The organism is Streptomyces sp. CLV115, from assembly GCF_038448545.1.
Taxonomy (GTDB): Bacteria; Actinomycetota; Actinomycetes; order Streptomycetales; family Streptomycetaceae; genus Streptomyces; species Streptomyces sanglieri.
Genome location: NZ_JBCEWQ010000012.1, coordinates 37176 through 52493, shown reverse-complemented (window position 1 = coordinate 52493; position 15318 = coordinate 37176). Strand labels below are relative to the sequence as shown.

Below are 15318 nucleotides of genomic sequence, written 5' to 3'. Positions count from 1 at the left end.
CGCATGATCATGCAACATTTGGCGCCGTGAAACGCGACGGGCCGGCCCCGGGGAGGGGCCGGCCCGAAGTGGAACGCGTTCAGGAACGGCAGGTCGCCCGCATCTGCGCGGCGGCGTGATGCGCCTTCTCCCAGCCCTTGGACCAGTCGTCACCGCGGTCGAGCAGCTTCACCCCGATCGTGGCGCCCTTCATGGCGAAGGTGCCCGCGTCGACCCACTGGCCGCGGTGCGCGGTCTGGTTGATCGAGAAGCTGCTGTACATGGTCGTACGGTCGTTGGCGTCGACCAGCACGTGGTACTTCGTGGGGTGCCCGCCCACGTACAGGTTGGTGTTGCTGTTCGGGATGAACACGGAGATCTGACAGGTCCGGGCTTGGGTGCCGGGCTTCCACCACCACTTGACGCGGTTCTGCATGTCGGTGGAGGTGTCGCCGGACATCGGTATGGAGGAGTAGCTGCCGTTGCAGCCGTTGCCCGTCCAGCCACCGGAGGGGCGGGTGTACCAGCCGGCGCTGCCGTCGGTGAAGTAGTGGTCCTGCTGGAAGCCACCGCCCGAGGGGGTGGGACAGCCGTGGCCGGTGACCCCGGTGTAGACGACGGTCGACTGCGGGGCCGCCTTCTGTGCGGTGCCGCCCGCCGCACTGCCCGAGCCGCTGCCGCTGCCGCTGCCCGTGGTGGTCTTCCGGGTCGTGGACTTCTCACCGCCGGCGGACTTCCCGCCCCCGGAGCCGTCGCCCTTGCCCCCGGTGCCGCCGGTGTCCCCGCCCGTGCTTCCGCCGCCCTCATTGAGCGGCTTGGACACGCCCGCGCCGTCGGCGGAGGGCCCCGAGCCGCCCTTCCCGTCCTTGCCGGCGGGCGGCTGCTCGGCCGAGCCCGTGCGTGGCGAGGGGGCCGCGGAGGCGAACGCGCCGGGAACGTCGCCGTTCCCGGCACCGAGCATCGTGCCGGGGGCCTCGCCGCTGCCCGCCGAGCGCTTGCCGTCGTCGCCACCACCGGTGTGCACCAGGAACGGAACGGTCACCAGCAGGACACCGGCGATGGCGGCGCCCGCGAGGAGTGCCTTGTTGGGACGCCCCGTCTTCTCGGGGGTGTCGGCCGTGGTGGTGGCGGTCATGGTCGCGGTGGCTTCCGCCTCCGCGTCCGCCTCGGCGGTGGCGGTCGCGGTGGCGGCCTCGCCCTCGCCCTCGGTGGCGGCGGCGCCTGCGGCCTCTCCCTGTGCCTCTGCCTCCGATTCCTGCTCCTGCTTCTCCTTCTCCTTCTCCTTCTGCCCCTCCTTCTGCTCCGACTCGCCCTTCAGCGCGGATTCCGCCGCTGCCGCTCCCGTGGACGCGGTCGTTTCGGTGGACTCCTGCGAAGCCTCTCCGGCCGCAGCTTGCGGCGCCGCGGACGGCTCCGCCGCCGCGGCCGTACCGCTGCCCTTCGCGGAAGCCGCGCGAGCGGTCCGTGCCGGGGTCTCGCCCGCGGCGGCCTCGGCGGTGGCGGGCGCCTCCGGCTCGGAGGCGGCCGCTGTTTCTTCGTTCCTGGACGTGGTCATGGGGTCCTCTGGGTGACGGGACTGGTGGGGAGCTGGTGGGACGAATCGGGGGAACCGCCGGTGGAGACGGGGGCGGAGGCCGGGGCGGTGGGGACGGTGGGCCGGACGGCGTCGAGGATCAGACGCGCGTCGAGCAGGAGGCGCGCCGGGCCCGCCGGGTTGACCGAGAGGCGGCCCTCGTCCACGGCGAGGTCGCGCACCAGGTCGGCGACGGTGACCGTGTCGTGCGCCAGGGCACCTTCGAACGGCTGGTGAGGTACGGCGGTGAAGAGCGGCACGGCGGGCGAACCGTCGGCCCCGGCAACCGTCAACGGGCCCCCGCCGGGTGCCCGGAGCACCACCGCCTCCGCACCCGCCAGCGCCTCCACGGCGTCGCTCAGCGGGCCGTATCCGGTGACGGCCAACTGCACGGCGGCGTCGACCGGATCGGTCGGCTCGGGCCAGCCCAGGGCCGACGGGGACGGCCGGTACTCCTCGTTCGGCTGCCACTCCGCGACTTCGCCGTCGAGCCCGGAACGCCATTCACCGGCCACGGCCCAGGGCGGCGGCGGGGCGGCATCGGTCCAGGCCGGATCGACGACGCCGATCCAGTGGTCCGGCGCCTCCCGCGCGGCCTCGCGGATGTGATCGGGAACGGGCGGAAGCTCCTGCCCGGCCTGCTCGTTGGTGTGCTGCATCTGGGTGCCTCGGTTCGCTTCCGTCATGACGCCTGGGGAGCCTCGTCTTCGTGCTGGAGGACCGCCGCGTACGACGGGTGCTTGAGCAATTCCTGCACCGCCTCGGGGGACAGGTGGCGGTGATGGGCGAGCACCGTCAGTACCTGCGTGTCGGTCAGCTCCAGCTCGCGCATGGTCAGGCCACCGGGAGCGAGGTCCAGCGCGGCCCTCGCGGAGATGAGCGGATCGTGGAGCTGGCGCAGATTCACCTGCCGTACGAGGACGTCCCGCACCGCGTACGTGTCGAAGACCCGGCCGAGAACATCGGCGGAGGAACCGTTCGAGTCCGTCGTGCCGTTGTCGCCATCCGCGTGCGGGGGCGGCGGAGGCGGTGGTGGCGGGGTAGTGGACGAGTCCGGGGACGGCTGGACTGCCGGCAGGACCGGGGACGCCGGGGGCGTCGACGGAACCGGGGTCGGCGGTGGGGCCGGGGGCGGCGACGAACCGTCACTGAGGGGCCCGTAGTCGTACTCGGTCACCCACCCGTCGGTGGCTTCGTCCTCGGTGTGTATCCGCGGCGGTGTCGCGTCGTCATCCGTGCCCGTGTCTGTTTCCGTCGTCGAGCCGTCGTTCCTCGCCGGGGGCCTGCTCCTGTGTATTCGTTTCGTCCGTCGGGTCAGTGGCGTTGTGGACGTGCTCGTCTCGTCGTCCCCGTCGTTGCCCGCCTCCGACGCGCTCTCGTCGTCGGTGGTGGTGTCGTGCTCGGAGTCCGTCCGGGATTCGGTGGTGGAGTGGGTTTCGGAGGCTGTGGTCGCGGGCGCCGGGGTCGTTGCTTCGTCGGTCGTGTCGTCGGGCGTGTTCTCGTTCTCGGACGGGACCGGGGAGTTGGTCCTGGAGGCGGAGTACGTCCGCAAAGGCGCCGCGTCGTCGTCCGTGTCCGTGTCCGTGTCCGCCGTCCAACCGTCGTACGTCTGGGGCGATTTGCGCTTTCGTATGTGCTTCGTCCGTTGCGACGGGGGTGTTGCGGACGTGTTCGTGTCGTTGTCCCCGTCGTAGTCCGTCTCCGACGCGGTCTCGTCGTCGGTGCTGGTGTTGTGCTCGGAGTCCGTCCGGGATTCGGTGGTGGAGTTGGTTTCGGAGGCTGTGGTCGCGGGTGCCGGGGTCGATATTTCGTCGGGGGCGTTGTCGATCTCGGACGGAGTCGGGGAGTCGGCCCTGGAGACGGAGGGTGTCCACGGTGGCACCGGTTCCGTGTCCGGTTCCGTGTCCGTCGTCGAGTCGTCGTTCTGCTCGGAGAGCTTGCGCTTCCGTATGTGCTTCGTCCGTTGCGACGGGGGCGTTGTGGACGTGTTCGTGTCGTTGTCCCCGTCGTAGTCCGTCTCCGACGCGCTCCCGTCGTCGTCCTGGTCGTCGTTCTCCGCGTTGGTCTCGGTCTCCTGGATGTTCTCGTCGTCGTCCTGGTCGTAGTTCTCCGAGCCCTCCGGGGCCTCCAGGTCCTTCGGGGTCGCCAGGTCTTCCAGCGCCTCCAGGTCCTCCAGCGCGTCCAGGGCCTTCGGGGCCTCCAGGCCTTCCGAGTCGTCGTCCGAATCCGACTGGTGGTTCGTCTCCCGGACCGTGGGTATGGGCGCCAGGGCCGCCTGGTAATGGCGGTCCTTGAGGTACAGCACGACATGCGCCGGGGGCGTCCCGGCGGTCTCGGGCTCGAAGTCCTGGAACGTGCCGTCGTCCCGGACGACCGTCACCCTGACACCGAAGGTCCGGGCCGCGAGCGCGGGCAACAGGTCCGCGGCCCCGTGGTTCCAGCCGCGCTCGTCGCCCGAGTCCCCGGCACGTTGCAACTGCGCCAGCGCGAGCGCCCTGCGCTCGCCGGCCGACAGCCGTGCGTACAGCGGCAGGGTGTGCGCATCGTCCGCGAACTCATGGGCCTCGGGCGACCCTGCGGCGAACGTGGGGCCACCGTTGGCCAGTTCCTCGGGGTCGAACCGATCGAGGAGATCCGGGGTCATGAAGTCCAGCAGGTCGCCCGAGTCGTTCGTCAGGGTGTCCGTCAACCGGTCGCGCAGCTCGGTGACGTCCGGCGTCGTGGCCGTGGCGCTGCCGGTCGCGCCCGGCAGCGTGGTGTTCGTGTGCCGCATCCCCGCAGCGAGCGCGTGGTAGAACGCGTCGCCGTCCTCGGGCACGTTGTGCAGTGTGTACGTCTCGCCGTCCGGGGAGACCAGCGTGTGCGGCGCGTCGACGGAGGGCGTCGCCGTCGCCGGGTCCGAGGTGAACGCCGTCCCGGTGTACTTGGGGAACGTAGTCGACGGCGTTTCGGGGGCGGTGAAGCTCACCGCGGGAGGCCGGGGGCCATTGCGCGGTGTGCGGTGGTACCACTGGGTGAGCCGGTCCGTCGCCGCCCGTACCCGCCGGAACTCCCGCATCGCGGCGCGGGCGCGCTCGGACAGCACCGTCATCTGTTCCACCTGCTCGGGAGTGGGGTCGGCGTCCCCGGTCGATTCGGTGACGGCGCGTCTGACCTTCCAGTACGCCTTGTCCGCGTCCACCCACGCCTTGCTCGCCTTCGTCACCGAGGTCCAGGCGGCGGTGACGTCGGACGGGAAGGTCGTGTCGTCGATCAGTCCGAGATCGCGGGCCACGTCCTCCCGCACCCAGGCCAGGACATTGGTCCGGTACTCGACGGTCTGCGACCTGCTGCCCTGGACGAACACACTGGCGGCCCGCCCGTGCGTGACCGTCGCCTCGCCCAGCCAGTCCGTGGGAATCGAGAACAGCAGTGCCCGGCCCGTCTTGGGCTTTATGTTCTGCTGGGTGCCGTCCGCGGAGGCGAGTTTGAGGGTCGTCGACTCACCGGTGTTGCCCCCGCTGCCGGTCGGCGCGGGCGAGACGGTGCCCACCTCCGGTACGGACGTGCCGACGGTCGCGCCGAGCGTCGTGCCCTGCGCACCGGTCTCCGTGACCGACAGGTCCGAACTCACGGTCTGCCGCTCGGGGCTCTCCATCGTGGCGTCCGCCGCCACGCTCAGCAGCACCGCTTCGCTCAACCGGGGCCGGGAGAACAGCCGGTAGCTGCCCTGGGTGTCCAGCGCGACGGTGGCGTCGTGCATCGTGGCGGCGAGGTAGCCGTTGCCCGTCGCGGTGTTGCCGAAGAAGGCTGCCGTCTGGGTGCTCGCCAACCCGTCGGACAGGGCCTGCCCCGAGGCCCGTCCCTGACGGGCGAGACCGGACTTCCGGGCCTTGCCCGTCGCCGCGGCCAGATTCGTGCCGGTGAGTTCGACGGTTCCGCCGCCGGACTTGGGCAGGTGCGGCAGATCGGTGTTGTGGGCCTTGGCCAGGGCGAGGTGGGCCGCGTCCAACGCCATGTCGGTGTCCGTGATCCGGCGTGGCATGAAGCCGTTGGCCGGCATGGTGAACGCCTTCGTCTGCCCCGCTCGTCGCCATCGCTCGATGGCCTCGTTCGTGAGCTGTCCCGGCCTTCGGACCGTGACCTTGGGGGGCTGGTTCCCCTCCGTCACCGGATTGCCGCCGGTGTTGTCCGCGGCGTACGGCACGGCCAGACTGAGCGGCAGCTGCTCCCGCAGGGTGCCGACCGGGAATTCCCGCGAAGGCACTTCCGTCCCGTCCGCGTTCACCAGCACCATGCGGATCCGATACGTGGTGAGGAAGTCGGCGAACGGCTCGTTGGGGTAGAACGTGTAGTTCTTCATGCGGCTCGCCGAAGTGGCGACCGTCTTCTGCTGGGTGACGGCGAGCGACTCGGAGAGGCTCGGACCGGCGGTGGGAGCGGCCGTGTTCTGGGTCCGCACCGCTTCGGTGACCGAGAGTCCGGTCGTGGTCGTGACCGCCTTGACCCTGTTCACCTCGACGGTCTCGGTCATGCCCAGGGTCTCCTGGAACGTGACACTGTGATCGATCCCGTCGAACGTCGCATCCTCCGGGATGAGTTCGATGCGTACCGTCGCACGCTGCGAACCGATGGACACCTCGCCGAGCTTCGTCCAGGCGGTGCGGGTCACCGCGGTGACCCCGCCCTTGGCGGCGGCCATCTGCTGCCGCAGGGCGAGCAGCGCACGGGGCGTCACCATGTCCAGGACGTGGTCCCGGCCGGCGTCGTCCACCCCCCGCGACTTGAGGAGTTCGGCGAAGTGCCGTGAGGCCGCGGCGGAGTCGAGGGAGTTGACCGGGAACGAACCGAACGGAGTGTCCTTCAGCCAGGGCGAGGGGGACCAGGCGTCCTCGCTGTAGGTGGGCGCGGCGGGCAGTGTGCTGCCGACCAGACCGAGGCGGTGCGCGACCTTCTCCGGCACATGGCCGAGCCAGCCGCCGGGCACGGTGAGTGTGAACCCCGCGAAGTGGGTGCGCAGCGCCGGCAGCAGGGCACGCAGCGGGCCGGCCAGCCCATTGGCGCGCGTCGTGAACCCGACCTCGTGATCGACGTCCGCGGTGACCAGGTACTTCAGGTTCTCGTCGTCCCGGTCGTTCTCCACCGACACGGTGTTCGTCGCGGTCGCGGTGCTTCCCTTGGTCCACGCCCCGTTCAGGACGAGCCCGTACGTACCGACCAACGAGGGCCCCTGGTCGTGGCTGCGCGCGTAGGCGACCCCGAGGTTGAGCTTGGCCACCGTGACCGAGGTCCGCGCATGGGTGACCTGGGTCTCGGCGCCGAGCGTCACCTCGGTCTCCACCGCGACCGGTTTCGACTGCACGACCGGATTCCGCAGGGTGACACGATGGACGAGCCGGCCGATCCGGTTGACGTACGGTCCGGCGCCGAACAGCTCGACCATGCGCATGCCCGCACGGCTGATCGACTGGTCCAGGAACGAGGCCAGGACCTGCGGCTGGAACTGGCGCATCACCGCGTCGTGCGGAGCGGCTCCGTGCAGGCTGAACTGCCAGGCGTCGCCGGAGCCTTCCTTGAGCGCGGTCTCCACGCCCCGGCTCAGCTCGGAGCTGCCCGCGACGGCGATGACCTGGTGGGGCAGATCGCCGAACGGAGCCGGCGCGGTCTCCTGATCTCGGAGCTCGATCTCCTCGGCGTTCTCCCCGGCGTTCTCCCCGGCGTTCTCCTCGTCGTTCTCGTGCGGGTTCGCCTGCGCACCGGTGACCCGGCCCGGGTCGGTCACGACGGCCGGCTTCTCCGGGTCGCCCAGCAGCTTACGGACGTCCTCCGTGTTCAGTGTGACGGCGACGGGGGCGGCGGCGGGCGGTGTCGAAACCTGTTCCTGCTGCGGGCGTGGGGCGGTCGGCGGGATGTGCTCGTCGGGCACGTCGAGCAGGATCCGTCCGGTCACCGCCGGACGGCGTGCCGTGCCACCGATCAGGTCGACCTCCGCGTTGCGTCCCACGGAGAGCCCCGTGCCGAGCACCCCGAGCACCCGCAGCGGCTCCCGGAACCGCCAGTACCCGCCGCTGGTGACGGTCACCGACAGCTGGTAGCTGAACACATGGGACGGGCCCGACGTGGCGTGCAGGGGCTCGTACGAGACGGTGGCACCGGAGCCGGTCTTCCGGGCCTTCTGCCAGCCGAGTCGTCCGGCCGGGGTGATCACTCCGCTGTTGATCGGCTGCTTGAACGCGTCGGCGTTGTTCTCACGCGCCGATATGCCGACGTCGACCCCGATCTCCCTGGTGTGGGACACGGTGGCCGAGCTGTCCAGCCGCTGGGCTCCGGGGGTGCTGCTCCGCAGGATCAGCTCGTTGCGCGTGCCCTCGTAGCGGCGCCCGGTCAGTTCGCCCTTGGCCCGGATCCAGCGGTACTTCCGCTTGGTGCCCGTGTTGTCGACGAGCCGGATCGGGATTCCGTCGGTGGTGAAGGACTCCAGCTGCCCCGCCACACTGTGATGGCTCAGGGCGTCCATCACAGTCAGGGTGTTCTGCAGGGCGGCGCTGAAGTGGTTCTTGCCCCGCCAGCCCTTCGACTTGTCGTCGGGGGTCGTGAAGTCCGCCAGCGGGGCGACGAGACCGGGGTGCTGCTGGGCGATGGCGGCGATCACACTCTCCGTCAGCCCGTTGAGGAACGCTGCGGGCGGCGGTGTCGTGGACTGGGCCGCGGGCGGCGTCGTGGGCGGTCCGGTGGTGTCCGTGGCAGCGCCCTCGACGGAGTCGGTGTCGGGGAGGAACGCCTCCACCCGCGCCATGCCGAGCAGCGTCGGATGATCCTGGGGCAGATAGACCGGGGCCGGGGGCTCACCGGTGTTCGGCGGTACGGGGGTGACAGGGGTGACGGAACTGCTGCTGCCGCCGTTGTCGCTCTCGGCCTGGGCGGAGTTGAGGGCCGCGTGTTCCGCGGAGCGGGTACGGAGCTTCGTACCGTCGTCCCAGCCGGCCAGGCGGCGCGCCTCCGCGCGGGTCATCCGGTCGAGGGTCCAGACGTCGAACTCGGTGGCCCTGTCCTGTCCGGACTTGCGGACGTGGACGGTCTTCTTCACCAGGTACAGCTCGGTACGCACCTTCTTGGCCCGTCCGACGATCTTGCGGCTGCCCGAGCCGCCGAAGCCGGTGGTCCGGGTGGACCGGTTGCCGAACTGGACGAAGCCGCCCAACTGGAGGCGCGGCTGGGCGGCGCTCGTCGCGTACTCGTCGAAGGAGAAGCTGGGACCGACGGTGAACTGGAGGTCCTGGCTGTACGCCGTCGACGTGCTCCGGTCGTTCTTGATGACCCGCTGAATGGCGTTGCGCAGCTCTGCAGAGTCGGTCTCCGAGATCTGGGTGGCCTCGACCGGCACGATCTTGTCCACGGCGAACACACCGCCGGGCTGCCCGGATTCCGTGAACATCGGCTGACTGGTGACCGTCCCGTGCGCCATCCGGTCCGCGGTCCGGATGAAGTTCTCCGAGCTGAAGAAGCGGGTGATCTCCGCGTGCATCGACGAGCCGACGACCGCCTTGGCCTGGCCCACCGCCCATTCCTGGATCGCGGCCACCGAGCCGTGTCCCTCGGTGTGCACCATGCGGTAGTCGCTGTGCTCGCCGAGCCGCATCTTCTGCGGTGCGTGCTCGTGACTGCGTTTGGCGGTCAGGTTGTCCGGCAGACGCAGCAGCAGCCCGTCCTTCACACCGAACGTGAGAGTGGTCTGCGATCCGTTGTCCCGGACCGGTGCTGTGGACCGGGTGGCCGGCCTGATCCGTTGGGTGAACTGCTTCAGCTTCCCGTACTTCTCGGGCGCCGGGTCCGTCAGCTCCACCCTGTACATCACATCGCTCAGGTACAGATGCGATTCGTCGGAGTGACGGCTCTCGACCTGGCTCAGGGTCTGGTCCTGGAGGTTGAAGTCGACCGACTTCGTGAAGCCCAGAGTGAGGCCCACCCGCCCGAACATGTTCGCGGGGCCGATCGGTGGTCCCAGCGGAACCGCCACGCCCAACTGCCTTGAGGAACTTGCCGTTTCGGACTTCCCGGAAGTGATCTGGCTGCGGTGGATCTGGTCCACCTTCACCGGATCGAGCGAGATCGCCCCGCCCTTCTCGTTGGTGATCATGGACCAGGGGGCCTGCGGCCGTTGGGAGACCCGCAGTTGGCGGATGCGCCCCGAGGTGTCCTTGAAGGGGGCGGAGACCCAGCCGTCCCCGTGGAACAGATGGGGCGTCTGCCTGAGCGCCCGTTCGAGTTCGGCGAGCGGGTTGTCGGTGGTGCCGGGGTTCCGGGCGGGGACCGGCAGGGCCGAGCCGGCTATGCGCCTCAGTACGTTGTCGACACCCCGCTGGATCACCTGGCTCTGGCCGTAGGTGAAGGCGGAATCGTCTTCCACACCGTCCCCGGTGATGTACGTGGGCAGTGTCAGATCGCCCGGGAACCGCTGGACCGTTCCCCGGGCCGGGGCGGGCAGCATGTTGTCGTCGACCTCGGCGGGGCGATCGGTGTCGAGCTGGGCCGCCACCAGCTGGACCACAGTGGTGGAGGCATCGGTGTCCGTGGATGTGGACACCTGCTGCGCCTGTTGAGTCACCTGTGTCTGTTGTATCTGCTGCGACTGCTGTGCCGACGCGGGTTCGACGACGTCCTGCGTGAGGTCGCGGGACGGGGACCGGAGGTCGTCCTGCGACGATCCGGCCGCCGGTCCGTTCCCGCCGGATTCCTGGTTGACCCGGTCGAAGAGGGCGGAGTACCGGTCCAGGCCCGGTGTGCCCCGTCCTGCCAGCTCCTCGCTGATGCGGCGCAGCAGATCGGGCGTCATCCGCCCGTCACGGTAGGGCGCCCAGACGGTGTCGTCGCCCCCGAAGCGCTCACTGTCCAGTGCGCCGAGCGCCGCCAGCAGCGCATCGTGGTCGGGGGACTGCCCGATCTGCGTACCGAAGGTGCCGCGCAGCGTACGTACGAGCTGGAGCGTTCGCGTCGTGACCCAGGGACTGGGGGCGCCCTCCGACGTCGTCGCGGGACTGGAGGAGCTGGTCCCGGCCGCGGTGTCCGTGGCATTTGTGGTGCCCGCCGGGGGGAGCAGGCCCGCCGTGCGGGCGAGCGCGGTGAGTTCGGCGCCGGTCGGTTCCGGGGTGTACGTGATCCACTGGCCGGAATTCTCCGCGTCGTCGCGGAAGAGGACCGGGCGCGGCTGCTGCTCGGAGTCGAGCGCCGTACCTGCGGAGGTGGTGGGGGCGTACACCGGCCGGCCCGTCACATTGGCGACGTGCTGGGCGACGGAGAGCCCGCCGTGCGTGGGCGAGGCGCCGGTGGAGCAGGCGTACAGCACGATGGGGCGGTCCTTCGGACCGAGGTCGGTGGAGTGCTCCAGGTAGCGGCCGAGCTCCCTGCCGCTGACCACGATGCTCGTCCCGTCCTGCCGCGTCAGCTTCACCCGGGTGGGAGTGCCGTGCGCCGCGAAGAACGACACCTTCTGGCCGCTCCAGGGGGTCCGGCGCTGCTTGCGGTACATGGACGATTCGCTGTGGTGGTGGTCCTGGAAGGTGTCGGAGGTGATGACGGTGCTGTAGCGCTCGTTCCGGGCGGCCCAGTCGGACAGGGTGTACGACGCGAGGAGCGAGGAGCCGGACGAGCCGGTCGCGACCGTCTGCTTGACGATGTCGTCCGAGTCGGTCGTGGCGTCGTCCGCCGAGCGGGCGGACCTGAGTACGAGCCGGGGAGGAACAATTTCGGAGGAGTCGCTTACATCGGACGGTTGCACGGCCGACCCGGAGGCGTTGTCCGGTGTTGTTCCGGGTCCGATGTCGCCGAAGAACCCGAAACCGAAGTCCGTGTCTCCACCGAAGTCACTGTCGTAGTCGCTGCTGGTGTCGCTGTCGGTGTCCTCGATCTCGCCCCCGCCCTCGTTCTCGTTCTCGTCTCCGTCGTTGTTCTCGTTCTCGTTCTCGTTCGGGGATGTGTTCTGCTGTCGGCTCTCGGTGGCCGGCCGATTGCCGGCGGGGCTCTGCGAACGGCTGGATGTCGGAGTGGACCTGCTGGACGTGGCGACGGAATGGGGCCCCGAGCGCTCGGAGTACTCGATGTCGTCGTCGGAGTCGTCGACCCGGTCCCAGTCGGTCTGCCAGCGAGGCGTCTCCTGCTGGTTGTTCCCTTCCTGGCCCTGGACGAGGGACTCGGTCCGGGGCAGAGCCGGACGATCGGTGAGCACCAGGCGAAGTGCCTGCAGGGTCTGGTCGTTGTCCGGGTCGTGCGCCTTGGCCCGCAGGCCGGCGAAGTAGTCGTGGAGCCGGGAGCCGGCCTGCCTCAGTTCGTCTATGGCCTCCGCTATGACCTCGGCCGCTCCCGGTTCCGGCACGACCGACAGGTGGTCCATCGCGTTGCGGACCTCGACCAGATGCTCGGCCCGGAGCTCACCCAGCCGGGTTCGCAGCGTGGCCAGTTGCTCCTGGCTGATGGTCGCGGTGCGGCCGGTGTACCCGACGTCCGCGATCATGGCGACAACGTCCGCGCCGTTCCCGAGCACCGACTTGAGTTCGCCGACGCTCAGCACCCCGTCCGCCTTGAGGCGCATCCACTCGTCCTGCGTCAGGACGTGTCCGTCCCCGTCCCTGGGCAGGGCCGACGTCACGGACTGGGCCGTGTGAACGTTCTGAAGCGCCTTCCACGCGCGCGTCGGCTGCTCGCTCGTCAGCTTCGCGGCCCTGCGCCCCCACTGGCTGGGATGGGTGATGGCCTTGGTCACCTGTTCGAGGTGGCTCGCCGCGACCTCGTCCAGCCGGTCGTACGGGGTGTGGTTGGTCAGCGCGGAGAAGTACGGGCGGCCCAGCAGCTGCATCAGGTTGGTGGTGTTGGCACCTTCCAGCACCGCAGGCAGCGTGCCGAGCTGGAAGACCTGCCGGAACACGTCCTGCGGGAGGCCCGCGCTCTGCACGACGAGGACGTCGTTCGGCCTCAGCTGTTCGAGTTGTTCGCGGAGGTCGGGTGCGGTGATGTCGGTACGCCTGAGCTGCGTGTCCGTGTGCACGGGAGCGAAGTCGACCGTGGTGCGGCCGAACGAGAGGATCACGGACGGCCTGTCGATCCCGGATCTGCTGATTCCGGCGGCCAGGGTGCTGAGCGCCGACGCCCGGCCCGACTCGGTGACGTTGTGGAGGCCGTAGACCGGCATGACCTCGGTGCCGTTCTCGTGCACGGCCCGGACGATCTCCTTGAGGCCCTCGGCGACGTCGGAGGCGGTGACCCGCCGGTCGATTAGGTCATTGAGCTCGTCCTGGGTGAGGAGCGGGGTGTGGAAATTGAACAGGGCGTCGGGTGCGATGGTGTTGCCGGACGACTCGGATTCCTCCAGATCCGTGACCTCGACGTCGGAGTCCGGGGACGGCCTGCTGTAGAGATAGCGGTGCGAGGTGTCCCAGGCGTACGGCTTGAGCACGATCGCCCGGTCGATCCCCAGAAAGTTCAGGAACTGCTCCGCCACCTCTTCGCCGCCGTCGAGCCGGTCGCTCGCCGCGACCATGACCAGCCCTTGAGCCCCGGGCCTCCCGGAGGCCCGGGGATCGGGCACCGGCCGGTCGGGGTCGAAGGTCTGGGTCTGCCAGGTGACACGGGCGTTGAGCTCGTCACTCAGCAGCAGCGCGAGCTTCTGCTGCACGTTGGCCGGGGCGATGGCGGTGATGGGCCCCTGGTAGCCCAGCTCGTTCAGGGAGTCCATCAGCATCGTGGCGGCGGCCTGATGACCGAAGTTGGCCGCGTCGTCGATGAAGATCGTGACACCGCCCTCGGTGTCGTTCAGCTTCTGCCGCAGCTCCCTGCGGAGGCCGATCTCCTCCGGCGACGGTGCGGCCCCCCGGCGGTGCGCGGCGATGTCGTCGAGCAATTGCTGCGTCGGGGGACCGGGGGTGCCGAGGAGCTGCGACCACAGCTGATGCTCCGGCACCGTGGCGGTGTGGGGGGTGACCTGCGGGGTGGACGAGGAGCCGGCGTCGGACAGAGCCTGTCCGTTGTCGGACGAGCCGTCCTCGGTGAGCAACCCAGTGCTGGGCTCGGTCTCGTTCTCGTTCTCGGTCTCGTTCTGGTTCTGGTTCTTCGAGGCGTCGGTCTGCGAATCGGGCTGTGTGTCGGGCTGCGCGGACGGTGTGCCGGCCTTCTGCTCCGACTCGGGCCCGGTCTCCTGCCGGCCCCCCTGCTCCTCGACCTGTTCCTCGTCCCGCTCTTCGCCCTGCTGTGCGTCGGGCGGCCGGTGGCCTTGAGTGGGAGTCGGGTTGTGGCTCGGTTTCGGGCCGCCGTGCGAATCGGAGTTCGCCGGGGGGACCGTGCGCTCGTCGGGAGTCTGCTGGGACTCCTCCTCGGCGCCGTTCGTGTCGTCGGTGTCGTCGTGGGGAGAGGTGGGGCCGTGGTCGTCGTTGCTGGAGGTGTTGACGGACCCTTTGCTGGCCGCCCCGTTGGAGCCGGACGGCCCCGACGAGCCCGACGACGGAGACTTCGATGTCGGCCCCGTGTGCTCGTCGTTCCCCGTCTGCCCCGACTCGTCCGTCGCCCCGGTCTCCTGCGTCGACTCCGTCTGGTTCGGGGAACCGGCGCCGTTCGTGCTGCCGCCGTTCTTCCCGCTCCCCGAGCCCCCGCCGCTCCCGGTGCCGGTGCCGGTGCCGGTAGTCACCGTGTTCCCGGTGCCGGAGTCCGTTCCGCTCCCTGAGTCCGTTCCGCTCCCGGACTTCGGCCCTGTGCCGTCCCCGTCCGACTGGCTCGACGTCGGCACGTTCTTCTCGGTGAAGTTGTTCTTCACCCAGGTACCGGGCTTGGACGCGCCGTTCCCCAGCAGATGCTCGGCCTTGCTGCTGATCCCGGAGCCCAGGAAGGTGTCCCAGCTCGTCGTCCAGTTCCCCGTCATGAGACCACCGGCCACGATCTCCGCGACGGCCTCCGAGCCACCGGAGGTCAGGAAGTCCTTCGTGTCGTTCAGCGCGGTGTTGGCCAGGTTCTTCGGGGAGAACTTGCTCGGCCGGGGCGCCTTGTCCGTCACGTCCTTGGTGAGGTTCTTGACCGGACCGTTGCCCGTGAAGTTCTTCAGCAGCTTCCCGAGCCCGGACGAGAACGCGCTGTGGAAGAACCCCGCGAACGCGCCGAAGACACCGTCCTGTGCGATGGCCTTCCAGTCGAACCCCTTCGGCCGGCGCCCGTCGGGCCCCGCCATCATGAGGGCGAGACGCACCGCGAAGGTCTGGAACGCCTCCTGGAACGCCTCGCTCAGGCTCGGCATCAGATGCGTACGCTTCAGCAGCGTGTCCAGCACCGTCAGCAACACCACTCGGCTGCGCGCCTTCGCTACCGCCGCGTCGCTCGCCGAGGCCCCGCCCGAGAAGAACGACATCACGAAGATGACCAGCAGCTCGATCATCAACCTGATCAGCTCGGCGATGATCTGCCACTTGGACTCGATGATGTTCATCGACGTGTCGGTGCGACCGTCGCCGATGGTCTTCAACTGGTCGGAGAAGTCCCGGAGATGGTTGGTGCCCCCATTGTCGATGAACAGTTTCATCGACTGCAGATAGCTCGCGCCCACCTTGGGCGGGAGCGACCTGCTGATCCCGACGACCGACTGCTCGATCTCACCGGACAGGTCGGTGAGACGGTCGGCGAGCCGGTGGTACGGCCGCCGGCTGGCGTACGCCAGGTCCTCGTCCGCCTGCAGCAACCGCTCGCCGATGAGGACGAAAAGCAGGTTGTTCAGCTCGGGCGTCGCCTTGATCGACATGGGGCCGTGCTCTCTGCCG

At 69.6% G+C, this 15318-nt stretch carries 3 protein-coding genes; all 3 read right to left on the bottom strand.

Annotated features, from left to right (window positions below; all coding sequences use genetic code 11):
* Nucleotides 1-79: 79 nt before the first annotated feature.
* From AADR41_RS06985 to AADR41_RS06975, 3 genes are read right to left on the bottom strand one after another with little or no spacing between them, the layout of a single operon-like run.
* A complete protein-coding gene (locus tag AADR41_RS06985; RefSeq protein ID WP_342280491.1) occupies nt 80-1534 on the bottom strand; it encodes a hypothetical protein in 1455 nt (484 codons plus the stop codon).
* The gene (locus tag AADR41_RS06980; RefSeq protein WP_342280490.1) at nt 1531-2238 is read right to left on the bottom strand and encodes a type VII secretion system-associated protein; all 708 of its coding nucleotides are present in this window, start codon (nt 2236-2238) and stop codon (nt 1531-1533) included. The genes AADR41_RS06985 and AADR41_RS06980 overlap by 4 nt, the downstream gene beginning before the upstream one ends.
* Nucleotides 2235-15299, bottom strand: a complete 13065-nt coding sequence (locus tag AADR41_RS06975; RefSeq protein WP_342280489.1) for a hypothetical protein — start codon at nt 15297-15299, stop codon at nt 2235-2237. The genes AADR41_RS06980 and AADR41_RS06975 overlap by 4 nt, the downstream gene beginning before the upstream one ends.
* Nucleotides 15300-15318: the final 19 nt, after the last annotated feature.